Below are 25,356 nucleotides of genomic sequence, written 5' to 3' on the forward strand. Positions count from 1 at the left end.
TTACCAATATAAATGACACTTATAAAACACTGAAATAAAACCAGACGAAAACCAACAATAAACTTTATTATCAACAACTTAAATACAAACGATGAATTCCGAAAGAATAGCTGCATAGTTTTTAACAAAACTTATCACAACGTGAAAATTGGTAATACAGGTTTATTGTTAATTAGTAGTAACACGACCAATAGCGCAGTCTATTTGTACAAACTTTGTACAATTAACTTAATTTATAGCAGAGAAAAGGTTTTCAAAAAGCCTAAGTGGCACTTGGCACAGTTTCTTGGTACGGTTATTCAATAACAAATAGAGTTGTGTAGATAAGTAATGACATCAGAGAAATCTTCTTCTCGGTCTCAGACAGGCTTTTTCAGTGATTCGGGAGAGTTAGGCGGAAGCCATGCGCAGTTTACCGAAATTTGTACCGCGCTATATGAAAGAGAACTGTTAGCGCTCTCTCACTTAAACACAAACAATGCATCTATTTTAAAGCGCCGAATTGGAGGCTTACCTTACCATATAAGAAGCGTGGCGCGTTTTATGGTTACACAGCCTCAGTCATTTGCTCCCTTAAAGGTGGATACACACAACGGAAGCTGGTTTGGTAGGCAACCTAGTAAGTGTCCTGGTTTAACGCAAGATAACGAAAAATGCGTGCAATGGTTTAAGAAGAACACGGACTACGGTTTAATAGTTCCTGTACTCGTTCAAAGCATTGAAGGACTTACGATTGAACTTGACTCTATTGATATGTTTTGCGAGTCCAAGGATGAAATTCATTTAAATAAGCATGGTTGGTTCAATATCGGCGAAGGCCAAGCAACTAAAAAATGTGTGACACAAGATACTATTGACGCTCAACCTATTGATGAAATAGCAGAAAGCGTATTCTCTTCCTCCCAACTATCAAGTACAACACTTACATTGTTAAAGCCTACTAAAGTCATAATGAGTAGTGCTTGCTGCGGGCACATGTGGAACTTCAAATCAAAAACAAGCCCGCGTTCTCTTTCATTAAGAGAGATGCGCTTGTCCACTCAGGTCAATTGGAAAAATTTCACTTCAAGGCGAAACAAACAATAATTATTCAGTTTTTTTGCATGGTATTTCAAGAATAAAAAACCATCTTATTAACTTTATTAGTATGCCTGTCCTAACCCACCTTAATCATATGCTGTAAATTGTAAAAGATTGCACTAAAGACTGCCCACTCCCTGCTCTAAACGACAATTATTAGGATATACATCCTAAATAATCAAAAGATAGCTTTTATACGCGAAAAATATACTCATTATCGTAAACAATGGTTGACCTCTTCATGCCACATGGGTACATTGTCGCTATCAACTTGGTCAGCAAAGAAACAACAGCAAATGCGTATCCGTTTTCTTCTTCTATCTCTACTCCTTATGGCAGCCAGACTGCACGGGTAGATTGCGACCAGCGATTCAAAATCACTAAAACCCGTGCTTAGCACGGGTTTTTTTTTAACTATTCAACTGAGAGAGCGTCATGACAAATCAAGTGAAGATCTTTGATACCACATTGCGAGACGGTGAGCAGGCCTTACCTGCAAGCCTAAGTGCCAAAGAGAAATTACAGATCGCGCTGGCGCTGGAACGCTTAGGCGTAGATATTATTGAAGCAGGTTTCCCCGTGTCTTCTCCTGGTGACTTCCGCTCTGTACAAATGATTGCGAAAGAGGTTAAAAACTCTGTCGTTTGTGGCCTATCTCGTGCTTTGCCAGGCGATATTGATGCCTGTGGTCAAGCGCTAAGCGTTGCCGAACAATTCCGTATTCATACCTTTATCGCCACGTCGGAAATTCACGTTGGGGCCAAGCTTCGTAAGTCACAAGATGAAATTGTTGATATGGCAGTTAAGGCCGTCAAACACGCTAGACAGTACACTGATGACGTAGAATTCTCATGTGAAGACGCCGGTCGTACTCACATCGATTATTTATGCCGCATGGTAGAAGCCGCGATAAACGCCGGCGCGACTACCGTTAATATCCCAGATACAGTGGGCTACACTACACCAACTGAGTTCGGCGGTATCATCCAACAGTTATTTAACCGTGTCCCAAATATCGACAAAGCCACAATCTCTGTCCACTGCCACAACGATTTAGGCTTGGCCGTTGCGAATTCTTTAGCAGCCGTTGAGCAAGGCGCGAGGCAGGTAGAATGTACTATCAATGGTATTGGAGAGCGTGCCGGTAATGCATCGCTTGAAGAAATAGCCATGATCTTACAAACCCGTAAGAGCATGTTAGGCATTGATACTAACATCAACTCAACCGAGATTTCTCGCACGTCTAAATTAGTCAGTCAACTTTGTAATATGCCGGTTCAGGCCAACAAAGCAATTGTAGGTGCCAATGCGTTTAGCCACTCGTCAGGTATTCACCAAGACGGTGTTTTAAAAGCACAAAACACCTATGAAATTATGACCCCTGAAAGTGTGGGCATTAATAAGAATAACCTAAACCTAACTTCTCGCTCTGGCCGCCATGTAATTACGCACCGCTTAACAGAGCTGGGTTACAAAGCAGAAGACTACGATTTAGAGGCAGTGTACGACGCCTTTTTGAAGCTAGCGGATAAGAAAGGTCAAGTATACGACTACGACCTTGAAGCATTATTGTTCTTCGATAAGCAAAAGCATGACCAAGCGCACTTCCAGTTGCTTTACCTTCAAGCAAACTCAGGCCGTGAAATAATCCCAAGTGCTACGGTCAAAATGAAAGTGGGCGATGAAGAAATTACCCAATCTAGTATTGGAAATGGACCTGTAGATGCGGCGTACAAAGCTATTATGTCTATACTTGGTCACGAAGATTTAGAAGTTGTAGACTTTAAATTAGATTCAAAAGGTGAAGGTGCCGATGCCTTGGCACAAGTGAGCGTTATCGCCACCTATAAAGGTCGCCGTTTCCACGGAATTGGCCTTGCTACAGACATTGTAGAAGCCGGCGTGAAAGCCTTAATTTTTGTATTAAACAACACTTATTTAGCCGATCAAATTGATCAGCAAAAAAACCAACAAGAACGCGTTGCAGGAGTATAAATGAGCCAGTATTCAATTGCCGTATTAGCCGGAGACGGTATCGGCCCAGAAGTTATGCAGGAAGCCAATAAGGTTTTAGATGCTGTTGAAAAGAAGTTTAACGTTAGCTTAAACCGTACTGCATATCCTGTAGGTGGCTATGCCATTGATACTGAAGGTGAAGCCCTGCCCTCTAAAACCTTGCTGGGTTGTGAGCAGGCCGATGCAATTTTGTTCGGCAGTATCGGCGGCCCTAAATGGGACACATTACCGCTAGAACAACGCCCAGAACGCGCCGCATTGCTTACTCTTCGCAGCCATTTTGACCTTTTCAGCAACTTACGCCCTGCTCGCATTTATCCGGGCCTTGAAAGCTTATCTCCTCTTCGTGAAGACATTGCTAAATCAGGCGTAGATGTTTTAGTAGTGCGCGAATTAACCAGCGGTATCTATTTTGGTCAGCCAAAAGGGCGTGAAGGTGAAGGCGAAGAAGAGTTTGCTTATGACACTATGCGCTATAGCAAACGCGAGATTCGCCGTATTGCTATTGCTGCATTTGAAGCAGCCCAAAAGCGGCGCGGTAAAGTTACCTCAGTAGATAAAGCTAATGTATTGGTTACCAGCCGTTTATGGCGTGAAATTGCTGAAGAAGTTGCAAAAGACTATCCAGATGTAGAGCTTGACCATATTTACATCGACAATGCCACTATGCAAATCATGAAGAACCCGGCACAGTTTGACGTAATGCTATGTTCAAACCTTTTTGGCGATATCGTTTCTGATGAATGTGCCATGATGACAGGCTCTATGGGCTTGTTACCATCGGCAAGTATGAACGAAGAAGGCTTCGGCCTTTATGAGCCAGCCGGCGGTTCAGCGCCTGATATTGCTGGCCAAGGCATTGCTAACCCTATCGCACAAATTTTATCAGCTGCCATGATGCTACGTTTTAGCATGAACTTGGGCGATGCCGCAGACGCTATTGAAAAAGCAGTGGTGGCGACACTAGAAGCAGGTGTACTTACAGGCGAGTTACTACCAGCAGAAAAGCGCAGCCAGGCGGCAAGCACGTCGCAAGTTGGCGATGAAATCGTAAAACAATTAATGGCGCAGGAGTAAAACAACCTCATGGCCAAGACCTTATATGACAAAGTGTGGCAAGCCCACATTATCGACCAAATCGGTGAAGACAGTTTAATTTATATCGACCGCCACTTAATTCACGAAGTGACGTCGCCTCAGGCATTTGCTGGCCTTAATGAAAAAGGCCGTAAAGTGCGACGTCCTGATCGTACTGTTGGCACCATGGACCACAGTATCTCAACTCGTTCACTGGCTATTGATGCATGCGGCCCAGCCAATGCGCTTCAACTACAAACCTTGGCAAAGAACTGCGAAGAACATGGCATACAGCTGTTTCCAGTAGGCCATCAGAAACAAGGTATTGTGCACGTTATGGGGCCTGAACTAGGGTTAATTCAGCCGGGTATGACGGTTGTATGTGGTGATTCACATACGGCTACCCACGGGGCATTTGGTGCACTGGCTTTTGGTATTGGTACTTCTCAAGTAGAGCACGTACTGGCTACACAAACGCTAAAGCAAAGTCGTGCTAAAAGCATGCTGATTAACGTTAACGGCAAGCTTCCTGTAGGCATTACCGCAAAAGACATCATTCTTGCCATTATTGGAAGGATTGGCCACGCCGGCGCTACTGGTCATGTTATCGAATACGCAGGCGAAGCTATTCGTGGTTTGAGCATGGAAGAACGCATGACGGTGTGTAACATGAGTATTGAAGCTGGCGCAAAAGCTGGCCTTGTTGCACCAGACGAAACAACCTTTGCCTACCTTGAAGGTCGTGAATACGCACCTAAAGGCCAAGACTGGGAAGACGCCATCGCTTATTGGAAAACCCTTTACACCGAAGAAGGCGCCACCTTCGACACTGTAGTTGAACTTGAAGCTGCGGATATCGCTCCTCAGGTTACTTGGGGCACCAACCCGGGCCAGGTTATTGGCGTAAACACGCCAGTTCCAGCACCAGAAGATTTCAGCGATCCAATCGAAAAAGAAAGCGCGGTAAAAGCCCTTAAATACATGGATTTGAAGCCAGGCGAAAAGCTAGCTGATATTCCGGTAAATCACGTATTTATTGGCTCATGTACTAATGGGCGTATTGAAGACATGCGCGCAGCGGCACAAATTGCCAAGCGCGGCAAAGTCGCCGATTCAGTGACTGCCATTGTGGTGCCAGGCTCAGGTAATGTTAAACGCCAAGCAGAAGCTGAAGGTTTAGATAAAATCTTTACTGATGCAGGTTTTGAATGGCGCTTGCCCGGCTGCTCAATGTGCCTTGGTATGAATGATGACAAGCTAGTGGCAGGTGATAGATGTGCTTCTACCAGTAACCGTAACTTTGAAGGCCGTCAAGGTCGTGGGGCGCGCACTCACTTAGTAAGCCCAGCAATGGCAGCCGCTGCAGCGATTACCGGTCGCTTTGCTGACGTTAGAGATTATCAGGAGTAAGTTATGTCTGAACAAGGTTTTACACAACACACAGGGATTGCTGCGCCACTTGATCAGGCCAATGTCGATACCGACCAAATTATTCCAAAGCAGTTTCTAACGGGTGTTACACGTACAGGCTACGGCAAACATTTGTTTCACGACTGGCGCTATTTGGATTTAAAAGAGAAAGAGCCAAACCCGGCCTTTGCGCTCAACAAGCCTGAGCACAAAGGCGCAAGTATATTACTAGCACGCGAGAACTTCGGCTGTGGTTCTAGTCGTGAACACGCGCCTTGGGCACTGGCAGATTTTGGTTTTGAAACCGTAATCGCCACCAGCTTTGCAGATATATTCTACGGCAACTGCATTAACAATCAGCTAGTTCCCGTTGCGCTGTCTAGCGAACAAATGGACGCATTATTTGCGGCTGTTAAGGCAGATCCAACAACCACGATTACTGTTGACCTTCCCGCGCAAACCGTAAGTTTTAACGACACTAGCTTCAGTTTCGACATTGCAGAGCATCACAAGAACAACCTAATTAAGGGTTTAGATGCAATTGGTCAAACGCTAGAGCTAACGAGCACCATTGAAGCCTTTGAAGACAAACAACCTTTGTGGTTGTAGCAGCGAAGTCTTCGCAATTCTATAGTGCTAGTAATAAAACTTAGCCAGAAGAGTGCTGTCGAAAGATGGCGCTCTTTTTTATATATGCACCTTTATGTTTTCACTTTTCAACGAACATAACTATGTTTCAAATACCATATGACGGAAGACGTAGAATCTTGAATGCCCTTTTGTTGCAGAGCACTTTTGAAAAAACTATTGTGTCTAAGATAAGCCACCTAGCTATACTAAAGACTAACAAACTTCTCACTTTTTCCACTGGAATATCGTATTATTTGTCTCTAATGTAGTAAAAGGCTATGGCAACACTGTGCCGTACAGGAGAGATAATGCTAGAACAGGTACCCATTGATGATTTGCAGCCTGGGATGTACGTCAATCAAGTACTTGAACAAACGGGTTCACTTAAAATGCGCTCTAAGGGCATTGTAAAAACTCAAGCCATCATTGATAGTCTTAGAGCTAAGGGAATTCTTACAGTTGAAGTAGACCTAGCCAAGTCAAAGCTTCCTAAAACGCCAGAAGCGCCTGAGCCACCAAAGAAAGAAATGCCTGAGGTTACAAAAGCACCAGTTAAACCAGTTGGTCGTGATTCAATTAATGAAGCTAGCGAGTTGTATGATAACGCACTTACCATTCAAAGCAGCTTTCTTAAATCCTTAAAAAATGGCGCTGTTTCCGACCTCTCTCCCATGGAGTCTCTATCGAGAAGCCTGATTGAAAGTGTATTTGATAATAAAGACGCGTTGAGTTGTCTTACCATGATAAAAGACACTGACCAGTATCTTCTTGAGCACAGCATTAATTGTAGTGTACTTAGCGGTATTTTCTGTGAGTTTCTGGGCTACGATAGGGACACCACAGAACAAGTCAGCTTAGGCGCCCTCTTAATGGACATTGGCATGTCGTCGTTACCTGAAGAAATTCGCAGCAATAAAGGTGAATTTTCTAGTGACGATTGGGAAGTAATGAAAACCCATGTGGAACTTGGCGCTGACTTGGTTGAACAATATGGTGACATATCCGACTTATCACTGCGCATTATTGAAGAGCACCATGAGCGCGTTGACGGAAGTGGCTACCCAAGAGGGTTGGCTGGTAATGAAATATCCGAATATGCGCGAATTGCTGCTATTGTCGATACCTATGATGCCATGACATCTGACCGCACTCACCAAAATAGTATTACTCCCACACAGGCGCTTAAACGTCTTACGGCGACTGAGAACTTAGATCAAGAACTGGTGAATCAATTTATTCAGTGTATTGGTGTGCATCCTGTGGGTTCGTTAGTTCGCCTCAAAAGCGGGAAGTTAGGTATTGTTAGTAAGATTAACCCCAAAGATCCTATAAGCCCCCACGTTATGACATTCTACAGCGTGGCTTCTCAGCATTTTAATGAAGTAAAACGTATCGACCTAAGCCAATATGATGACGAAATTGTATCCGGAGTTCGCCCTGAAGAATTTAATTTGAATCTACCTAAATTCTTTAAGGACGTTTTTATAAATCAAATGCCAGTTTAAGTTACTCAAAAGGCCCAAACGGGCCTTTTTCACATGGTTACTATTATTATTGATTGAGCTAGCCTTTAAACGACTACTGCCCTTATTTGATGAGCTCTACTCTCTTTGTAAGCACATAGATTCACGCTCTCTTATTAGTCGAAGGCATTACCAATCAGTGAGCGCAGCCATGGTAAACAACTCGTCTTCAAAAGACAGAACAACTTTCTGTGCTTCAATATTAATCACTTGTACTTTGTCAGCAATCCAGTCTCCTTCACCAAGCTGGCGGCCATTCACTCTAACCCATCTATCAGCTGGGCGAGAAGCATACATATGTGCACTAAAATTCATCGTAGGAAGTCGCGTTAGTAAGCGAACTGGCAGCTGGTCAACACGAGGAATGTCGTTTTTAACCGTTACTCTTGTCTCTTCTTCAACAGGTGTATCGTCTTGCGCTTTTGAGTCCAGCGCCGCCACTGCGGCGTTAAAGCGCGCCATGAGCTCTGGCGACACTGACACATCTGATTGAGAAGCCGTTTCGTTTAGCACTTTCCCTTCATAATCTTGCGAAGACAGAGCTTCGCTTGAATTCTCATCCTTCGTAGCAGCTAAATTATTATCGGTTTTATTGTTTCCTACTACGTCTGGTTGCGTATCTGGGTCAATTACGGCTTCGCTTGAAGGAGTAGTGTTAGCAACTAAAACGCTAGCTTCGTCTTTAGAAACATTCGAGCTGACACTTTGTGTACCTGTCTGGGCTGTAGGTAGTGATTGTTGACTTTGGTTTTCTGAGGTAGTCGGCGTTTCGCTACCGTTTTGCGTAGCTGCAAGCTCTGAAGCGTCTTCGCTTTCGCCTCCCTTCGGTGCGCTAGCTTCAGATGCTGTCATAGGCACCGCAGAGGGCGCCGTTAACATTGGCCACCAGCGCTTGGCCGTGGCGGCAGAAAAGCCAATGCATAAGCCGCCAAGTATAACGACAGCAAAAAGCGCAACTTGCTTGGTGTACAGCTTCCACGCCGACGGTAGCCCCTCTACCGTTGGCAAAAACAAACTGCGATTAAACTGCTCGTTAAGTGATTTATCAAACGTGGCGCTTGTATCGTGCTCTCCGCGAAGCAAGGCTTGGGTCTGCGTTCTATGGTGCACTGCAGCAGCGGGGGCAATTTCCACAGTTTGCTCAGGGTCTACTTCAACCTCTTGCACGCCCATTTCAGACAGGCCCTGCACCATAGCATCGCTTGTCACTAAACCCGACTTTCTAATTTTAACCGGCCCATTTTGCTTGGTAATTTGAACAATCACCATGCCGGGCGTTAGGTTTTCAATGGCAACGATATTAGACATACAAGCTCCCTAATCCGTAACCAAAAATAATGGCTAAAACAAATGCCGATGCTAAATACCATTTACGCTGGCTTTGCACGCGCTGGCTGACGACATCTTCACCCAAAATTTGCTCGGCCGCGGCCAAAAAAATAGGCTTTTGTACGACCGCATGCTGCTTCGTAAAAGATAAGGTTAACGCCCTATCGCACAGCAAGTTAATTACCCTTGGAATTCCACCAGTAATTTGATGCACCGCGCGTAAGGTAGACTTACTGAAAATACTAATATCCCCTTCGGCTACGCTCAAGCGATGGGCAATATAGGCACTTACCTCTGGCGCTGTTAAAGGCAGTAAGTGATACCTAGCTGTAATGCGTTGGGCCAGCTGACGCAACTCGTTACGCTTTAACAGCTGCTGTAATTCAGGTTGACCAATCAATACGACCTTCAACAGCTTTTCACGATTCGTTTCTAGGTTCGTCAGTAAACGAAGTTGCTCCAGAACTTCAGGCAATAGATGTTGCGCTTCATCTACCATAAGTACCGTATTGATGCCTGCCTTGTGATTCTCTGCCAATTTAGACAAAATCAAATCAGTAAAATACTTAAGGCTCGCCTTTTCAGGTGAATAGGCTAAACCCAGCTCATCACAAACTGTCGCTAATAACTCAAGAGCAGACAGAGTAGGATTTAAAATCATAGCTACCTGAGTATTGTCTGGTAGCTGCTGCAACAATTTTCTTGAAACCGTAGTTTTCCCTGTGCCTACTTCTCCGGTGAGCATCACAAAGCCACCGCTTTCTCTAAGTCCAAAGGTCAAGTGTGCCAACGCTTCTTTATGCCTTGGGCTCATATACAAATAATCGGGGTTAGGCGCAATCGAAAAAGGATTGTCATTTAACCCGAAGTAGTTCAAATACATAGTTGCTGAAGCGCCTATCTGTTTTAATTTTTAACGACGATTAAACTACCAGACGCAACCTTGAAGTGAAAGCGCATAACGATGTGGCGACGAATTTTATTTGTAACATTGCTATACTGCGCCACTATTACGTTGGGAATGTCGATTTTAGCGGCACGCTAAATTACGGCAGCTCCCTAGAATGAAAAATATTACTGACTAAAGAAATCGTTGGAAGAGCATGCAAGTATATCTCGTTGGTGGCGCAGTACGTGACGCACTGTTAAACAGAAAAGTTGTTGAACGCGACTATGTAGTAGTGGGCGCTACACCAGAAGAAATGCTTAGCCAAGGTTATACCCAAGTAGGCAAAGACTTCCCTGTTTTTTTACACCCAAAAACACAGGAAGAATATGCACTAGCTCGCACAGAACGTAAATCAGGAAAAGGCTACACTGGCTTTGTGTGTGATGCTTCAAGTACCGTAACTTTAGAAGAAGACTTACTGCGCCGAGACCTTACCGTTAATGCGATAGCCCAAGATAACTTTGGACACCTTATCGACCCCTATGGTGGTGAAAAAGATTTAGAAAACCGCCTACTTCGCCACGTATCAGAAGCCTTTAGTGAAGACCCTCTACGCGTATTTCGCGTGGCACGCTTTGCCACCCGCTATGCTTATTTAGGTTTTTCTATCGCCAATGAAACCATCGCTCTTATGCAGTCTATGGCGCAAAGCGGCGAGTTAAGCACGCTAAGTGCTGAGCGGGTATGGCAAGAAACAAAGCGCAGTCTTTTAGAAAAAACACCCCATGTTTTTTTCACTGTATTACACCAAGCCCATGGCCTCAGTGACTGGTTTGCTGAGCTTGAAAAGAACTTAGATACTGCTTTGGCAACATTAAAAACGGCGGTAGCGCTAGAAAAGGCTGAAAACGAAAGCCTCGCCAAAAGCACTGATTCAGAAACCGCTAGGCTGATATTAAGGTTTACAGCGCTGCTTACTCACCTTAATGAGGAAGAAGCGAAACAGTTATGCAGTCGGCTCAAAGTGCAGAACCAAGTTAGTGAAATTGTCATCCTTGCCTGCAAATTTAAAGATTTTTTATTGAGTACGCAGAACTCCCCCGCCGATCTACTCGCCTTATTCAATGGCTGTGATGCATGGCGAAGAGAAGAACGCTTTACCTTATTGCTTAGCGCTTTTGCGCCCTATGCGCACAACAAGGGCATAAATTGGCAACACCAAAAGAAACGCATCGAACAAGCATTAGCAGCCGCCAAACAAGTGAATGTACAAGACATCATTGCCACGGGCGTTAAAGGCCCCGAAATAAAAGACGCACTCGACCAAGCAAAGCTATCCGCTATTGCCACTGTTAATACATAATTGTGCTAAAGCAATGATTGAAAGGAAACTACTTAACAACATCACCCACATCAGTGGTGACGCTATGGAATGCCAACTCTGGCGAAGAGATAGCCTCATGGGAAATTAAACGCTACTCAAGCGATACCACCATTCTCTTTATTACACTGAATGAGGATGTTGATGTTGTCACCCTCTCCTCTGATGGCGTGCTTCAAAGCTGGGATTACCGCGCACTGGTTACGCCACTTTGATATGCCGAATTCTGATGCCGTCCCTCACAGCCTTTGCCCACCTTTTTGCTTACAAGTTTTCGTTTACACAGCTGAAGCATGTCGCTATTATTGAGCAAGGATTACAATTGTAATCCTTGAATGCATTTGTGCAACAGTTACTCACTAGATATTTGTGGCTTGTTCACCGTTTGTTAAATAACTACTTCAAAGCGCGATTCGTTTTGAATAAACGGTTCGTCCTTTTAAATGAAGAAATCTGACATTGGTTTGGAGATTCTTAAGTGAAAAAAACAATAATAACGTACCTTATAACTTTATCTTTTGCCCTTGTAGTTAGTGGATGTGCAAGCCCCCCAACCGTTTATCTTTATGGCAAATATCTTGAGCCGTCCAAAGTTCAAGCACTATCTGAACAGTTAACGGATAAAGGCTTAGATGTTGAAGTAAACGACTTTGATTTTCCTACATCCGTGTCTACCAATACGTTGCTCTATTCCTTGATGCTACAATCACCAGAAGCAATCGACAATACCACTAGTATCGCAGAGCATGCGGGTTACTCTATAAACAATGTCCAATCGCTCACTCAAGGCAATCATTGGTATACTAAAAACTCTTTGGCGCTGTTCGTGTTTCCTGACGGCAATCGCCCCCGTGGAACCCTTCTTGCCCAAGACCTTATCCATAGCTATATCGCCAATGGGTGTGGTAACGGCCAGCGCCTCACGCTGTATAAAGACGGTACGTATATCCTCACACTTCAAAAGCCCACATCTTCAGAAGATGTAAAGGGTAAATGGAAGTTTCGCCAGTTTCCTTACCTAGAGCTTCAAGAACCAAATTCACCGTACGCCAACTACTACTTCGAAATTTCACGGGTTGAAAGTGAGGATAAAGTGAGTAAGCTCGATTTAACGCACTTGCATTTACTTAACGCCAACAGTGCCAACCCGTTAGCGTCAGAATGTGTATTTACCTACGGTATACGAATTTAACGCCAGTTTTTCTCAATGTTTTGGTGTAGCAATGCTACAATATGCCCCATTCATTTAGAGCGTTTTTTATACTATGACTTTCGAAGAACTCGAATTAGACGAAGCACTGTGTCACGCAGCTGCCGATATGGGGTTTGAAACTCCAACAAGCATTCAAGAACTCGTGATCCCGCATGCGTTGGATGGACGAGACATCTTGGCCTCTGCCCCTACAGGTACAGGTAAAACAGCCGCATTCTTATTACCTGCGTGCCAGTTTTTACTTGATTACCCACGCAGACAGCCTGGTGCGACACGTATTTTGATTTTAACGCCCACCCGCGAGTTGGCGCTACAAGTATACGAACAAGCGGTCGCTATTACTAAACATACACAAATTGTGTGCGGCGTAATAACCGGCGGTATTAACTATGGCACCGATAAAGAAACCTTAAGCAAAAATCTCGATATTCTTGTGGCCACGCCAGGCCGCTTGCTTGAACACATCGAAAAAGAAGCAGCAGACTGCCGCGATATTGAGTGTTTAATTCTTGATGAAGCTGACCGCATGTTGGATATGGGTTTTTCTACTGTAGTTAACCAAATTGCAGCTGAAGCGCGCTGGCGCAAGCAGAACTTACTGTTCTCTGCCACGCTAGAAGGTAAAGGTGTTAAAACCTTCGCTCACGACATTCTTAACAACCCTGAAGTTGTTGAAGCGAACCCATCACGCAAAGAAAAGAATAAAATTCATCAGTGGTATCACCTTGCTGACGACATGAACCACAAGCTAGCTTTGCTAGTGAATATTTTGAAGCAAGAAACAACAACCTCTGCTGTTGTTTTTGTTAAAACCCGAGAACGCCTGCAAATGCTAAAAGACTTTTTAGCCTCTAAAGATGTTCCTGTTTGCTGGCTACAGGGTGAGATGCCACAAGACAAACGTATTGCAGCGCTAGCCCGTTTCAAAAGTGGTGAAGTGCCTATCTTGTTAGCAACGGATGTTGCGGCCCGTGGTATCGACGTACCTAACGTAAGTCATGTTGTTAACTTCGACATGCCGCGTAAAGCCGACGTTTACGTACACCGTATTGGCAGAACCGGTCGTGCTGGCGCCAAAGGTACCGCAATATCCTTAGTTGAAGCCCACGATTTTGATATGGTAGCTAAAACTGCACGTTACATGGGCGAGCCACTGAAAGCCCGCGTTATTGACGAGCTACGCCCTAAAAACAAAACGCCTAAAATTGGCCCGAAAAAGAAAAAAGTAAAGGCCAAAGACAAAGCCAAGTCAAAAGCTAAGCCTAAAAAGAAAAAGTAGAGAGTGCGAAAGTAGTAAATAAGTAACATTCAGGTGAGTTAATGCGGTGGGCCAGGATGTAGGTGGAACATTGCCGACACAAACCCTCTGCCGCAGGGATGCGGCAGCGGAGCGCACATGGATGTGTTTACCGCGTGTTTGTGGAGGCAATGTTTCGCCCGCAGCCACCGCCCTCTGCTTTAGCTCACCGTCAGTTCAAAAGAGTACACAATGAAATTCCCAGAAAAAATTGTTTTAGCCACAGGTAACCAAGGCAAGGTGCGTGAGTTTGCGTCCCTGTTTGCAGATTACGGTGTAGACGTTGTGGCGCAAAAAGAATTAGGTGTATCTGATGTGCCTGAAACCGGCACAACATTCGTTGAAAATGCCATTATCAAAGCGCGCCATGCCGCACAAGTAACAGGCCTTCCTGCTATTGCTGACGACTCAGGCTTAGTAGTCGACGCTCTTGGCGGCGCGCCCGGTATTTATTCAGCCCGCTATGCTGGCGCTGATGCAACTGATGACACCAATATCGACAAGCTGTTAGCTGCCCTAAATGGCGAGACCCAGCGTAAAGCGCACTTCTTTTGTACCTTGGTGTTTATGCGCCATGCTGAAGACCCAGTACCATTAGTTAGCCAAGGTAAATGGCAAGGGGAAATCCTAACCGCTCGCTCTGGTAACGACGGTTTTGGTTACGACCCGGTATTTCACGTGCCAACTCATGGATGCACTGCGGCAGAGTTGGAGAAAGTTGAAAAGAACCGTATTAGCCATCGCGGCAACGCCCTTGGGATATTGCTTGATAATATGAGAGCGACTTTTGCGTAATCCTCCGCTTAGTCTTTATATCCACATTCCTTGGTGTGTTCAAAAGTGTCCGTACTGCGACTTTAACTCTCACGGACTTAAGTCAGCTTTACCTGAAAAAGAGTATGTAGCGCACCTTTTGGATGATTTAGCCATTGATGCCAGACGTATTGGCGACCGCCCTGTTGAAACAATCTTTATCGGCGGTGGCACGCCTAGTTTATTTTCAAGCGAGGCCATGGCAGACATCTTAAACGGCGTTAAGCAACGGGTTAACTTAAGCGATACCGCTGAAATAACCATGGAAGCCAACCCAGGCACTGTTGAAGCTGGTAAGTTTTCAGGCTTTTATCAGGCAGGCGTAAACCGAATATCGGTAGGCATTCAAAGCTTTCAGCCCAAGCATTTAAAGGTGCTAGGCCGTATTCATAATGAAAGCCAAGCTGAAAACGCGGTAAAACAAGCGCACAGCGCTGGGCTCCCCACGTTTAATTTAGATCTTATGCATGGGCTACCTGAACAAAGCGTAGAAAATGCCATGGCCGACTTAAAGCAAGGCATTGAGCTAAACCCATACCACCTGTCGTGGTACCAGCTTACTATCGAGCCAAATACGCCTTTCTATTCAAAGCCGCCAGAGCTACCTGACGATGATATTCTGTGGGAAATACAGGAAAAAGGTCACAGCCTTTTAGAGCGTGCAGGCTATCACCAGTACGAGATATCAGGCTACGCTAAAGCAGGACATCAATGCCGCCATAACCTTAATTACTGGCGCTTTGGCGACTATTTAGGTATTGGTTGTGGTGCCCACGGAAAGATTACCGATGCAACTAATGGCACAATTCACCGTACCGTTAAAGTGAAGCATCCAAGAGGCTACATGGAGATGAGCCGACCGTATTTAGATACGCAAACGCAAGTTAGCGCAGACGACCTGCCCTTTGAATTCTTCATGAACAGGTTTCGTTTAGTTGAGCCGTGCCCGATTAGTGATTTCAGCGATTTCACGGGTACTAAGTTAACTGACGACGTCGAGCGTGCCCTGTCTGATGCTCATCACCAAGGTTTACTTTCTATTTCAGATAGCCATTGGCAGGTAACCTCAAAAGGGCGTAGATATCTCAACTCGCTACTGTCGTGTTTCGTGTAACCTTGCCTTTTTTGAGCCCCTCAGAAATCAGATCGAAAAAAGCCTGCTCACGCAGGCTTTTCTGTCTTAGTCAGTCCTTTATCAAGCTTAGTTTAGCTATTTCTCACTTTTGCTAGTGTTCATTCTTATCTTGTCGCGTAATAATATTGTAAGGCTTAAAAGCGGGTACGTTTGCTCGAAGGTTTTCTTCTGCTATGTCTAAACGTTTAAGCTTTTCACAAAACCACTCTGCCTTCTTACGCAAGGTGGTGGCTTTGTCACCTACATCCAGGTGCTCGCCCACATTATTAAGCTGGCGGGTAATTTCAGCCACCTTTTCCTGGTTTACCTCGCCACTTCCGGTATTAATACCGCTAATTGCCGATAATATGCCGCCGACAGATGTTGAAATTGCTTCTTCAAGCTGCGCCTCAATTTCGCTATCTACAAACTCATCAACGCTTTCAAGCGATCCAGGGCCAATGAAATAATGATTACTAGCGTGCCTAAATTTATCTTTGACGCGGTTTTGAACGCGCTTCATAGCAATATTCAAACGTTCATAGCTATCGTGGTCACTGCCCACTAAACCTAAGTAAACATGCTCAATGGTATCAATAGCTAAATCTACACCTTCGGTAGCCAAAACAATCATTTTTGGCACTACATAGTGTAGCCCTGAAGAATACTCTTCAAGCCATTGCTTTTCCTGCTCGCTCAAGGTTTGCCAACGCCCACCTATAAACAGCTGGTTTTGGCCGTTAATTTGAACCACAGTACGGGTTTTATCCATTACACGTAGTTGTTCATTATTAACGGCAATACCATACGCAAAATCGATGTTGCAGGTATATTCGGCTTGCGCAGATGCGCTTAGTCCAGCGAACAAACAAATTGTGAAGAGAACAGCCTTAAGGCGAGATATCATTTTCATACCATCATTGTGGCTAGCTTACTGAGAAATAAAAAGCCAACTTGAGTCTAACGAGCTAAAAATCAGGTTGAACATGTCGAGATTGTCAATTTACGCAAAACATAAACTAACCACGAATGTGAACGGTAAAAATCTGAATCTTGAACGACTAGACCAAAAACAACAAAGCACGCATTATAAAGCGTGCTTTGTCGATAAAAAGCCTCAACAACAGATACTAGACGAAAGACTAATACGAAGCGGTGTGAATTTTTTCTACATCTACTCGTTGGTGTAAGTACGTACTAAACGTACATAAATGAATCGATCCTTTTCTTTAATCGAGTGACTAGCATTAAAGAAGGCAACAACCCAAGATCTGTCCGGATCATCTGCTGAAGGAGTTGAAGTCCAAAAATCATCGGGAGGCGTAGCCGGAAAGAGCGATCTATTTATTGCTGGACGAACACAGTCTCGCTCCGTCAACGTTGCCAACTCTTTAACGTTAGGCAAGCGCCATCCCAACAGGTCATCGTTGCTTGCTTGCTGAGCGAGCTGTAAGGCTTGCTGCCACGTATATTTTACCGCTTCACCACTACATGTAGAGCCATCCCATGTTTGCCCTTCTGCACAGCGCCTCCACACTAAATCAGTGGTGGTATCAAGTAAGGTACTGGTGGTAACCGCTTCAAAATTATCGTTGGGTGTGGTTTCTAGCCCATCAGACAAGCACTCTTGGGCATAAGCTGAAAACGATCCCCCTACAAGTAACGTTGAAACAGCAAAGATCCTTAATGAATTCACTACTGTATTTTTTGCTACTGATTTGGCGACTTTATTAATTTGTTTACTCATGACTATCTCCCCGCTCTCACTAAGCGAACTTTTGCCGCAGACGACTTGTTAAGGAAGTTATCAACGCCCGAATCAAAATCTAACGCCCATGCATTTTGTGCATCGTCACTATTTACACCATCGGCACTGGGCACTGACGTCCAATACCATAGTGGCTCCGTAGAAACAGTCCCTGTATTAGGGAAGTAGTCTTCATCAATCGCCACATCATCGGCAATACCTAAATGCATTAATGAGAAGAGTTCATGGTGAGTAGGTAAACGCCAGTCATAAAAACCACACAAGCCTTGCGCATTTACCGCTTGGACATAGGCTGACGTGTTGCAGTTTGTTAATAAGCAGGTAGCGTTTGCACCGGTTTCATCACCTTCGAAGCCACCGTTAACTTCGTCGCTATACCACGAGTAGTTATAATCTTTGTCTTGAAACGCACCGTCATCTGTTTTCACTTCCCACACCAACCCGGTTACGTTATCGCGAACGCACGACCACGTATCAGCACTGGCATCTTGTTCGTCGCCGTTGGCATTTAAGCGCGTAAAGTCAAAACCGGCTTTACCACGCCCCGCTTTCTCAATTAAGCCATTTTGCTCAATAATGTCAGCACCTCGTTGCCCGTCCTGGCCGGGAAATTCATTTTGCTGCGCTTCGGTTAAGGCGTTATTGGTAGCCTGCTGTAAAAAGCCGGTGTCGTTCAAAAGCGGGGTTGGCATTGGTCGTATATTTACGTTAATAGTGTCTTCTACGCTGTTACCGTTGCCGTCGGTCACTGTAAGGGTGTAGGCCACCACGGTAGTCGACGATACCAAAGGTGCTATAGCAAATGTAGATAACGTATCACTGTCATCTATTTGGCTACTTGTAGCAAAGGAAGCTAGCGCACTGCTTGATGAAACATTGTTACTGCGCTCCCATGTATAGGTAAGTGGTAAAGCACTGGGAATACTGGTACTGGCCTCGCCATCTAGAATAACCACCTCCCCACTAAATACGCCTTGCGAGTAGCCCGCGTCGACAACCGGCAAAGTTTCGGTTTCAGATTGAACCGAAATAGTAACGGTATCAGTGTCAGTTGCCCCTTCACTATCGGTTACTTCTAACTGAAAAGTGAGCTGCTGAGCATCATTTGCGATAGGCGTAACAATAGTCAAAGTTGAAAGGTTAGTTTCCACACCCGTTATAACATTAGTTCCGTCAGTTTGCGTCCACACGTAATCAGCTATTTCGCCATCCGACGCAGTGGAGTCAGAGTCAGTGCTTCCCGTACCATCAAAAACAATTTCGACGCCGCCGGGAAACGTATTTGCAGGTAAGTCGTCCCATTCAGGCACGTCAATACTCGCCTCTGGCGCAATGTTTACTGGCGCAACTGTAATGATGGTAAAGTCACTAGCTGTATTACCGCTTTGGTCGTTAACCGTCACAGTAAGCGTATACTCAGTAGCGCTATTGACTGAGGGCGCCACAAAGCTTGCCGCAGGAGCACCGGTGTCTTCGTGAGCAATAGTTAACGATGGTGATGCACTCCAATTATAAGCGTAAGTACCATCTCCTCCGCTTACCTCAGCACTTAGCGAATAGGTTACGTTTTCAGTAACGGTGGCATCTGGACCTGCATTCACAACTAATTCGCCGCTGCCAGAATCACCTCCACTAGAGTCACCGCCGCCACCGCCACCGCAGGCAGCTAACATAAATGCGCCACCAATAAGGGCTAGCCCTCGAACCACGGTGCGTGGAAGATAGCCTGAAAATGAAGACAAACATGATTGCATACATACTCCCATCGCACTCTGTGCTGATATGTTAAACGCAGTGCGAGCAAAAACTTGATGTAGATAGAATCGCAAAAGGGCCTGTAGACGTTTTGCGTTACATGTAGCGGATATTAGAAGGTGTTCTTGGCTTTATCAGCCACTAAGCTCGCCTCTTGCGCTTCAGATACCGTTACCTGAAGTGCCTCTAGCTGCTTTTTACCTACCGCTACGTCAGTCATGTCGTAAATCATCATGCTGATAAAATCCACTTTGCCAGTTGCTGATGTAAGTGGAGAAAGCGTGATATTTTGGTACATATACGACTCACTACCTGTAATCGGCCGATAGTTAGGAAACTTGAACAAATAAGGGCGCTGCTCCCACGTCATAAAAGCGCGAGTTTTTAACTCGAAAACGGGCTTTGCTTTTTTCATAAACCAGTCTTGCTTAATTGAAGGGAACAGTGAAAATAGAGATTTATCTCTTACCTCGCTCGGCAAAAGTCCGCTGTGGCTTTCCATAAAGCCATTCCATACCTGAACGGCAAAGTTACGGTCTAGTACCACAATACCCACGTCTACCGTTTGTAGCATGTCCATCATCCAATGGAATTCTTGTAACTCTTCTAAATGCTGGCTCATTAAAAATCCTCCAACAAGTGGGCAAGCTTTGAATTCATCATTTTCATAGACTCTTCCGTGAACAACAAAATCAAATCGCACTGAACGTTGTAACCTTCAAGCCCATAGCTAAGCTCTATGGCCAAGGTTCGCTTCCACTTAATTTGATTCATACTGATAATTTCAGTGATGGCACGGTGTTGACCTAGCACAATGGGATGGCCTTGGCTGAAATTGATGTCCATTTGATTGGCCAAACCTGTTAAACAAGTTCCAATCAAAATACTCGCTGCATCCATTAGAAGTTCTAACTGAAGTTGGTCGTCTACTTCACCCTCTACATTCAGAATTTTAGCAACGTCGTCAAAACTAGAATCGCTTAAAATACACAGTGCTTCGCCACTGACTCCTGGCCCTAAAAAACCCTGACAAACCGCAGTGACTTGCTCGTGGCTTTCAATATCTGAAAGCATCATATGAAGCTCTGAAACTTCAATAAGGTTAACGTTAGGTATGGGGAGCTCAACGAACACATTCATAGTCCGTGCGAGGTGGTCGCCTGCTTGCCCCATTGCTATGTTGGTTATCTCTTGATAACAATCACGAATATCGGGGTCAAGTGGCGTAACTTCCTCTGGCTCTTCTTCTTCGACATGAAGGATATTATATTTATCAAGAACCTGTGCAAGCTTCTTAGGGTCGACAGGTTTGCGAATAAAATCTAGGGCACCAAGTGACGTAACTCTATCATGAGCTTCTGGCTGAATATCACCAGATACCACGATAACTTTAGTTTTCAGCCCCTTCTTTTGAATGGCTTCTAACGTGCCATATCCATCCAGAACAGGCATGTTCAAATCTAAGAGCAAAAGATCGCCTTTGCCCTCCGCAAGTGCAGACAAAGCATCTTGGCCATTTTTTGCAAAGTGAACAGCTACATCCCAATCTTGGGGGAGGCACTTAGCCACTTGCTTGCGCGCAACTAACGAATCGTCACATACGAGTACGGAAAACATTAAGTTCTTTTACCACCTAGCTTTTTCAACCAGCTGATGCTGATATTTTTTAGCAATTTCAATTGTATCGGCACAACCAATTTGAACTGAAGTATTGATTTTTCTTCGCGATAAGACAGAGGCTATGCTATATCGATTTTTATAAACAGGTAACCTGCATATAGTGATACGAAACCCCTCATTAAGAAATAGCACTTTTGGGGAATATTGCCAGCGTGGTTTACAATTTGCTGCAGGCTTACTAAATGGTTAGAACAATGAAACCTTAAAAGGGATATTTAAACAAATATCCCGAAAACAACTGGTATCGCTAAAGCAGTGAATATGCCATTCACGCACAGCCCAAGTGTTGCCATAGCAGCCACCTCTTCACCCATGTGAATGGCTTTAGCAGTACCAACGGCATGTGCAACTGTGCCTAAGGCAATACCTTGCGCTTGACGATCCGTTACATTAAAAACCGAAAACATCCCTGCCGCTACAATAGCTCCTACGATACCAGTGGTTATAACGAAAACAGCTGCTAACGCTGGCACTCCACCAATCTGGGCGCTTGCTTCCATCGCCAAAGGCGTAGTAATTGATTTAGCTAGCATCGTCATATTGATCGCCGTTGGTGCATCGAGAATATAAAGCGAAAACCATGCTGTAACAGGTGCAATTATTCCTCCAAAAACTATGCTTACTATTAATCGCCAACCGTAATACTTCAGCTTTTGCCATTGTCGGTAAATTGGTAACGCTAACGCCACAGTTATAGGCCCTAAAAGCCAATGTAATAGGGAAGCCGAGCGTTGATACTCAACAACACTGGTATTGGTTAGGGAAAGGCCCACTGACACCAAAAGAGCAGTAATAATAATGGGGTGTGCAACCGGATGACCATTGCATTTTTTATTAACCCCCAGTGCAATAACGTAGCTAATTAAGGATACGCAAAGCCACAATAGTCCCGTAAGGGTAAACGTTTGATTTAACGCGTCTATCATTAACATTCCTCATTCGCTTGCGAAGTATCAGAGCTTTTATTCTTTTTACTGCGAAATAATTTTTGAGAAAACCAGGCCGTTAAGCCTAGGCTCAGCGAAGTAGTAGCAATAATGGCGATAGCAATGGCCAGCGCATTGGCTTGAATATCACTCCAATAAATAGACACACCAAGTACTGCAGGGACGAAGAACAAAGACATATGCTTTAAAGGCAGGGAAACAAAACGCGCGGTGTGTACTTCAAGCTTTGGAAAAATAAAAAATCCCCCCAGCAAGAGAAGAAGCCCCATTAGCGGGCCGGGTATAGGCAAGGCCAACGCGTTTACAACGAAAAGCCCAAGGTAATAAGCGGCAAAAACCAACAAAGCCCCCACTGCTGCATGTCTCACATTACTCACTATCATCTCTTATTTCTCTAAATGAAGAGACAAGTGTAACGATTAGCGAGTTTGACCTCCAGCAGGACCATGGTCGTATGGTGCTAAGATCGAAAATCGAAGGGTTTCTATGACAAAGTTTCGTTGGTAAAACCTGACTGACATTCGTGTTCAAAGGCTATTAAACTATAACAAGCAGTATGTTCAATTATGGTTCTTGGCTTTGTACATGCCAAGACTGATAGTAATATTTGTCAGTAATTTTAAAAGACTTGCCCCCCTGCATAACAGCCCATTGCTGATTTAATCTTTGCTCTAAATGCGCAACATACTTTGCATTTACTGCTACTGAGCGATTACACCGCTTAAAATGCTGTTCGCCTAGCCGCTTCAGCAGTTCACACAAAGTTGTACGAACCACATAGCTTTCTGATAGCGTTTGAACACACATGTAATCCCCTGCGGCCTCTACCCACCTGATATCTGAGGGGTTTAGACAACACCATCCATTTTCAGCCCTAATTCCTACCACGTTAGGTCTAGCACTTTTACTTAGTTGGTGACGCAAGGTTGCTAACAATGCGGGTTCAGATACGCCGTACTGTTCGCATAGACCTTTTACAAGTAAGTTGAATTGAAAATCTCGCTCGTAGTAATGACATTTGTTTTTAACATATTCGATAGCACGTACTAATTGTGCTTCTTCAAATGGCAACTTGACAAAACCAGACGCATTATGTGAAAAGGCTAAAAGCGCTTCCTCATCTTTATTTCCTACTGCTAACCAGCAGCGTGAAGCCAGATTTCTGCTCGATTGAGAAACCGAATAAAAGCCTACTGAGTCGGGGTGCTTTTCGGCAAGTGTTAAACAATGCCCCACCGATTGCGCCTCAAAGATTTTATGAAAAGCATTAAGCCTCTTCAGCATTGCACAGAGCGAGCTTTGCATAGTTTCAGATTGTAAGAAAACCAGTGCGATCATCCTAGCTCCCTTGCTAGTGCAAATAATTATAGCTGCTAAAGCATCCTACCCTGCGCCTCTTAAACAACTTATAAAACAACCAAGAAAAAGTAACTAGTTGTTTCTTATAAAAAAGGGGCTATAAACCACATAGCCCAATCACCAGGGTAAAGACTTCTTGCTAGCGTTTTGCAGTTAAAACTCTAGGGCTTGCATTAACACGACGGGCAATATGCTGAGCAGTTTCAGATGCATTGTGGGTAGCTGCAAAGGTCAACATATCTTGTCCGTTGCACACTAAACCTTCATGCAAATTTTTCATATTAAGGCCAGTTTCTTTCACAGCACGATGCAATTTTAAGCGGCTGTCGCTTTTAATCGCTTCACATACAGCAATTAAATCATCTTCAAGTTCTGCTGGATAAGAGCCCGCACTAGCGGCAGTAGTAGTTAAAGAAAGGGTAATTCCGAGTAAAGCAAATTGGGTAACACGGCGTGACATAAACATAACAAGTTCCTCTGATAATATTTGGCAACGCGGTGACGACCTCTTTTGCCTCCGCATCATTAAGTTAGTGAAACTTTGTAAAAAACACGCTATAAAAACGTTAAAACACGGCTGTCTGAGATATTGCGATAAGACTACAAAACCCAAGGACTAATAATCGGTCAAGACTGTAGTTAGTCGCACTTAACACACACTTTGCAACATTTAGTTAATGCGCAATTAAGTGAGTATCGCGAAGGTTTAGTGCGCAAGTTAGTTTGTTTAAGTGAAAAAAACTGCAGCACTATGACTAATTACATGAATACAAGGAAGCATTATGCTAGAACAGCAGCAATATCATTTAATAAGAGAACACATGCAGCCGGGCGATATCATTGCGTTTGGTGGAAATAGCTTATTTTCTCGTTGGACAAAACTCACCACTCGTTCTTCTGTCACCCATGTTGCGGTAGTTATGCAAACTAAGATGCGCGACGATGAAACAAGTCGATATTTCAATCAAGTCATGGAGGCCACATCTTTTAAAGGCAAACGGGGAGTCATGACAAACCGGCTAAGTGAGCGTGTCGCGTCATATGACGGTGATATTTGGTGGCTGCCCTTGTCGAACGCGTCACGAAGTGTGTTCGAAGAAAACAAACGTAGTTTTTTTAACTTTATGTTTGAACAAGAAGGAAAGCCTTATGATGTACTGCAGCTATTTGGCTCAGCGGTTGACGCCTTTGACGAGCATCCGCTTTTCAGCAATATTAGCTATAACCAAGAAGATTTTAATAGCTGGTTTTGTTCCGAACTTATTGCTGAAGGTCTAGAAACTGCAGGCGTAGTGACTGGCGTGAACGCTTCCGAGGTAACCCCAGTTGACATTTGTCGGTTCAATATATTTAAAAGACGTTACGTTCAGCTTAAAGGAAAAGGCAGGGTAATTGGCGGCTATAACTCGTTAAGGCCCGACAATTGGGGCCAGATTGCCTAACCCCAAATCAGTAGAAAAGCGTACTACCTACCACAAGTAGGTAACGTTTTTCTAGAAAATACTATCTTGGTGAATTTTGATAAACATACCCGTACCGATTTTCGAGTAATCAATCTTATATTCTTTTCCATTTAGCGTTTGAATGAACAATAGTGTTTTTTCGTCGCCAAAAACGTCACTGGTCGTTACGTCTACTAGTTCCATATCCATCATTTTGGCATCGCGCTTATTCTCAGGCACTTTGCCTTCGTATTGTTTAATGCCTTTATAGGTTACAATAATTGGCGGATGCTCATCGCCATTAATAACCAACAAATCTAACTTTCTAATTTTATGAATGATGGTGTTTCGACCACTTGTAATGAAGGGTTTTTCAGTCATTCTCATCTCCGCGACCGCTTACCTGCTATTTAGTTATTAACAAAGAATGTGAAAGTCGAGTCTATCACGATGTTAATAAACAGCACATAAGCATTTGGTTGATATTTATGTGCAAAGTATAAACATAAAATGCATAAAACGGGTAAAAAGTCGCTAATTTTTAGTATTTAAGCCTTTTTTATTTAAATCTATCGTTTTAAAAATTCAAAGGGCTACATCTACCACACGATCCCCTCTTCACGCTAAACAACC

General features: G+C 44.2%; 26 protein-coding genes. 14 read left to right on the plus strand and 12 right to left on the minus strand.

The annotated features are described in order from the left end of the window. Positions 1-330 precede the first annotated feature (330 nt). The 7 genes from KL866_RS06485 (at position 331) to KL866_RS06515 (ending at position 7,718) form a co-directional block, all read left to right on the plus strand. Positions 331-1,086, plus strand: coding sequence for a hypothetical protein (locus KL866_RS06485; RefSeq protein ID WP_214994118.1), 756 nt, complete (start codon positions 331-333; stop codon positions 1,084-1,086). Between the two features lie 235 nt (positions 1,087-1,321). Continuing rightward, positions 1,322-1,477, plus strand: a complete 156-nt coding sequence (locus KL866_RS06490; RefSeq protein WP_155852389.1) for a hypothetical protein — start codon at positions 1,322-1,324, stop codon at positions 1,475-1,477. 38 nt (positions 1,478-1,515) lie between these two features. Continuing rightward, positions 1,516-3,075 carry a 2-isopropylmalate synthase gene (leuA, locus tag KL866_RS06495; RefSeq protein WP_214994120.1) on the plus strand — a complete coding sequence of 520 codons (1,560 nt, stop codon included), beginning with the start codon at positions 1,516-1,518 and terminating at the stop codon, positions 3,073-3,075. Further along, the gene (gene leuB / locus KL866_RS06500) at positions 3,076-4,173 is read left to right on the plus strand and encodes a 3-isopropylmalate dehydrogenase (protein WP_118490115.1); all 1,098 of its coding nucleotides are present in this window, start codon (positions 3,076-3,078) and stop codon (positions 4,171-4,173) included. 9 nt (positions 4,174-4,182) lie between these two features. Beyond that, the gene (gene leuC / locus KL866_RS06505; protein ID WP_025254233.1) at positions 4,183-5,583 is read left to right on the plus strand and encodes a 3-isopropylmalate dehydratase large subunit; all 1,401 of its coding nucleotides are present in this window, start codon (positions 4,183-4,185) and stop codon (positions 5,581-5,583) included. Positions 5,584-5,586: 3 nt separating this feature from the next. Then, positions 5,587-6,192 (plus strand): 3-isopropylmalate dehydratase small subunit, encoded by a 606-nt coding sequence (gene leuD, locus KL866_RS06510; RefSeq protein WP_214994122.1) that lies wholly within the window; start codon positions 5,587-5,589, stop codon positions 6,190-6,192. Positions 6,193-6,521: 329 nt separating this feature from the next. Then, positions 6,522-7,718 carry an HD-GYP domain-containing protein gene (locus tag KL866_RS06515; protein ID WP_025254231.1) on the plus strand — a complete coding sequence of 399 codons (1,197 nt, stop codon included), beginning with the start codon at positions 6,522-6,524 and terminating at the stop codon, positions 7,716-7,718. A 147-nt stretch (positions 7,719-7,865) separates the two neighbouring features. Here the strand turns inward: KL866_RS06515 and KL866_RS06520 are convergent, their stop codons facing one another. After that, the gene (locus KL866_RS06520; RefSeq protein WP_025254230.1) at positions 7,866-9,044 is read right to left on the minus strand and encodes a general secretion pathway protein GspB; all 1,179 of its coding nucleotides are present in this window, start codon (positions 9,042-9,044) and stop codon (positions 7,866-7,868) included. Continuing rightward, a complete protein-coding gene (locus KL866_RS06525) occupies positions 9,037-9,948 on the minus strand; it encodes an ExeA family protein (protein ID WP_025254229.1) in 912 nt (303 codons plus the stop codon). The genes KL866_RS06520 and KL866_RS06525 overlap by 8 nt, the downstream gene beginning before the upstream one ends. A gap of 220 nt (positions 9,949-10,168) precedes the next feature. Between KL866_RS06525 and KL866_RS06530 the strand changes: the two genes are divergently transcribed. The 6 genes from KL866_RS06530 (at position 10,169) to hemW (ending at position 15,772) form a co-directional block, all read left to right on the plus strand. Next, positions 10,169-11,317, plus strand: a complete 1,149-nt coding sequence (locus KL866_RS06530; protein WP_214994124.1) for a CCA tRNA nucleotidyltransferase — start codon at positions 10,169-10,171, stop codon at positions 11,315-11,317. 17 nt (positions 11,318-11,334) lie between these two features. After that, the gene (locus tag KL866_RS06535; RefSeq protein WP_251139885.1) at positions 11,335-11,550 is read left to right on the plus strand and encodes a hypothetical protein; all 216 of its coding nucleotides are present in this window, start codon (positions 11,335-11,337) and stop codon (positions 11,548-11,550) included. A 263-nt stretch (positions 11,551-11,813) separates the two neighbouring features. Then, positions 11,814-12,527 carry a hypothetical protein gene (locus tag KL866_RS06540; RefSeq protein ID WP_025254226.1) on the plus strand — a complete coding sequence of 238 codons (714 nt, stop codon included), beginning with the start codon at positions 11,814-11,816 and terminating at the stop codon, positions 12,525-12,527. A gap of 73 nt (positions 12,528-12,600) precedes the next feature. Continuing rightward, complete coding sequence (gene srmB / locus KL866_RS06545) at positions 12,601-13,827, plus strand: ATP-dependent RNA helicase SrmB (RefSeq protein WP_025254225.1); 1,227 nt, start codon at positions 12,601-12,603, stop codon at positions 13,825-13,827. A gap of 210 nt (positions 13,828-14,037) precedes the next feature. Further along, positions 14,038-14,640 (plus strand): RdgB/HAM1 family non-canonical purine NTP pyrophosphatase, encoded by a 603-nt coding sequence (rdgB, locus tag KL866_RS06550; protein WP_214994131.1) that lies wholly within the window; start codon positions 14,038-14,040, stop codon positions 14,638-14,640. Next, positions 14,633-15,772, plus strand: coding sequence for a radical SAM family heme chaperone HemW (hemW, locus tag KL866_RS06555; RefSeq protein ID WP_214994138.1), 1,140 nt, complete (start codon positions 14,633-14,635; stop codon positions 15,770-15,772). The genes rdgB and hemW overlap by 8 nt, the downstream gene beginning before the upstream one ends. A gap of 112 nt (positions 15,773-15,884) precedes the next feature. Here hemW and KL866_RS06560 read toward each other — a convergent pair whose 3' ends face one another. The 9 genes from KL866_RS06560 to KL866_RS06600 form a co-directional block, all read right to left on the minus strand. Continuing rightward, entirely contained in the window at positions 15,885-16,679 is a 795-nt protein-coding gene (locus tag KL866_RS06560; protein ID WP_025254222.1) for a YggN family protein, read from the minus strand. 267 nt (positions 16,680-16,946) lie between these two features. Continuing rightward, positions 16,947-17,519 (minus strand): DUF1566 domain-containing protein, encoded by a 573-nt coding sequence (locus KL866_RS06565; protein WP_214994140.1) that lies wholly within the window; start codon positions 17,517-17,519, stop codon positions 16,947-16,949. Between the two features lie 2 nt (positions 17,520-17,521). Then, the gene (locus KL866_RS06570) at positions 17,522-19,294 is read right to left on the minus strand and encodes a DUF1566 domain-containing protein (RefSeq protein ID WP_025254220.1); all 1,773 of its coding nucleotides are present in this window, start codon (positions 19,292-19,294) and stop codon (positions 17,522-17,524) included. Positions 19,295-19,407: 113 nt separating this feature from the next. Next, entirely contained in the window at positions 19,408-19,917 is a 510-nt protein-coding gene (locus KL866_RS06575; protein WP_025254219.1) for a PAS domain-containing protein, read from the minus strand. Next, a complete protein-coding gene (locus KL866_RS06580) occupies positions 19,917-20,912 on the minus strand; it encodes a response regulator (protein WP_025254218.1) in 996 nt (331 codons plus the stop codon). Before KL866_RS06580 ends, KL866_RS06575 begins: the two co-directional genes overlap by 1 nt. 278 nt (positions 20,913-21,190) lie before the next feature. Next, positions 21,191-21,901, minus strand: coding sequence for an LrgB family protein (locus tag KL866_RS06585; protein ID WP_214994141.1), 711 nt, complete (start codon positions 21,899-21,901; stop codon positions 21,191-21,193). Then, positions 21,901-22,299: a CidA/LrgA family protein gene (locus tag KL866_RS06590; RefSeq protein ID WP_025254216.1), complete on the minus strand. Its 399-nt coding sequence runs from the start codon at positions 22,297-22,299 to the stop codon at positions 21,901-21,903. Before KL866_RS06590 ends, KL866_RS06585 begins: the two co-directional genes overlap by 1 nt. Before the next feature lie 187 nt (positions 22,300-22,486). Further along, complete coding sequence (locus tag KL866_RS06595; RefSeq protein WP_214994143.1) at positions 22,487-23,260, minus strand: LytTR family DNA-binding domain-containing protein; 774 nt, start codon at positions 23,258-23,260, stop codon at positions 22,487-22,489. 160 nt (positions 23,261-23,420) lie between these two features. Then, complete coding sequence (locus KL866_RS06600) at positions 23,421-23,747, minus strand: DUF3718 domain-containing protein (protein ID WP_214994145.1); 327 nt, start codon at positions 23,745-23,747, stop codon at positions 23,421-23,423. Positions 23,748-24,063: 316 nt separating this feature from the next. Here KL866_RS06600 and KL866_RS06605 point away from each other — a divergent pair, with 316 nt between their 5' ends. Further along, positions 24,064-24,723, plus strand: coding sequence for a hypothetical protein (locus KL866_RS06605; RefSeq protein ID WP_025254213.1), 660 nt, complete (start codon positions 24,064-24,066; stop codon positions 24,721-24,723). A gap of 51 nt (positions 24,724-24,774) precedes the next feature. Here KL866_RS06605 and KL866_RS06610 read toward each other — a convergent pair whose 3' ends face one another. Further along, positions 24,775-25,104, minus strand: a complete 330-nt coding sequence (locus KL866_RS06610; RefSeq protein WP_025254212.1) for a hypothetical protein — start codon at positions 25,102-25,104, stop codon at positions 24,775-24,777. Between the last annotated feature and the right edge of the window lie 252 nt (positions 25,105-25,356).

Origin of the sequence: Alteromonas sp. ALT199 (genome assembly GCF_018619335.1) — a bacterium.
Classification (GTDB): Bacteria; Pseudomonadota; Gammaproteobacteria; order Enterobacterales; family Alteromonadaceae; genus Alteromonas.

Excerpts from the sequence above, each read along its gene's own strand:
- KL866_RS06485 (WP_214994118.1), top strand. The coding sequence starts at position 331 with ATGACATCAGAGAAATCTTCTTCTCGGTCTCAGACAGGCTTTTTCAGT.
- KL866_RS06490 (WP_155852389.1), top strand. The coding sequence starts at position 1,322 with ATGCCACATGGGTACATTGTCGCTATCAACTTGGTCAGCAAAGAAACA.
- leuA (WP_214994120.1), top strand. The coding sequence starts at position 1,516 with ATGACAAATCAAGTGAAGATCTTTGATACCACATTGCGAGACGGTGAG.
- leuB (WP_118490115.1), top strand. The coding sequence starts at position 3,076 with ATGAGCCAGTATTCAATTGCCGTATTAGCCGGAGACGGTATCGGCCCA.
- leuC (WP_025254233.1), top strand. The coding sequence starts at position 4,183 with ATGGCCAAGACCTTATATGACAAAGTGTGGCAAGCCCACATTATCGAC.
- leuD (WP_214994122.1), top strand. The coding sequence starts at position 5,587 with ATGTCTGAACAAGGTTTTACACAACACACAGGGATTGCTGCGCCACTT.
- KL866_RS06515 (WP_025254231.1), top strand. The coding sequence starts at position 6,522 with ATGCTAGAACAGGTACCCATTGATGATTTGCAGCCTGGGATGTACGTC.
- KL866_RS06520 (WP_025254230.1), bottom strand. The coding sequence starts at position 9,044 with ATGTCTAATATCGTTGCCATTGAAAACCTAACGCCCGGCATGGTGATT.
- KL866_RS06525 (WP_025254229.1), bottom strand. The coding sequence starts at position 9,948 with ATGTATTTGAACTACTTCGGGTTAAATGACAATCCTTTTTCGATTGCG.
- KL866_RS06530 (WP_214994124.1), top strand. The coding sequence starts at position 10,169 with ATGCAAGTATATCTCGTTGGTGGCGCAGTACGTGACGCACTGTTAAAC.
- srmB (WP_025254225.1), top strand. The coding sequence starts at position 12,601 with ATGACTTTCGAAGAACTCGAATTAGACGAAGCACTGTGTCACGCAGCT.
- rdgB (WP_214994131.1), top strand. The coding sequence starts at position 14,038 with ATGAAATTCCCAGAAAAAATTGTTTTAGCCACAGGTAACCAAGGCAAG.
- KL866_RS06560 (WP_025254222.1), bottom strand. The coding sequence starts at position 16,679 with ATGATATCTCGCCTTAAGGCTGTTCTCTTCACAATTTGTTTGTTCGCT.
- KL866_RS06565 (WP_214994140.1), bottom strand. The coding sequence starts at position 17,519 with ATGAGTAAACAAATTAATAAAGTCGCCAAATCAGTAGCAAAAAATACA.
- KL866_RS06570 (WP_025254220.1), bottom strand. The coding sequence starts at position 19,294 with ATGCAATCATGTTTGTCTTCATTTTCAGGCTATCTTCCACGCACCGTG.
- KL866_RS06575 (WP_025254219.1), bottom strand. The coding sequence starts at position 19,917 with ATGAGCCAGCATTTAGAAGAGTTACAAGAATTCCATTGGATGATGGAC.
- KL866_RS06580 (WP_025254218.1), bottom strand. The coding sequence starts at position 20,912 with ATGTTTTCCGTACTCGTATGTGACGATTCGTTAGTTGCGCGCAAGCAA.
- KL866_RS06585 (WP_214994141.1), bottom strand. The coding sequence starts at position 21,901 with ATGATAGACGCGTTAAATCAAACGTTTACCCTTACGGGACTATTGTGG.
- KL866_RS06595 (WP_214994143.1), bottom strand. The coding sequence starts at position 23,260 with ATGATCGCACTGGTTTTCTTACAATCTGAAACTATGCAAAGCTCGCTC.
- KL866_RS06600 (WP_214994145.1), bottom strand. The coding sequence starts at position 23,747 with ATGTTTATGTCACGCCGTGTTACCCAATTTGCTTTACTCGGAATTACC.
- KL866_RS06605 (WP_025254213.1), top strand. The coding sequence starts at position 24,064 with ATGCTAGAACAGCAGCAATATCATTTAATAAGAGAACACATGCAGCCG.
- KL866_RS06610 (WP_025254212.1), bottom strand. The coding sequence starts at position 25,104 with ATGACTGAAAAACCCTTCATTACAAGTGGTCGAAACACCATCATTCAT.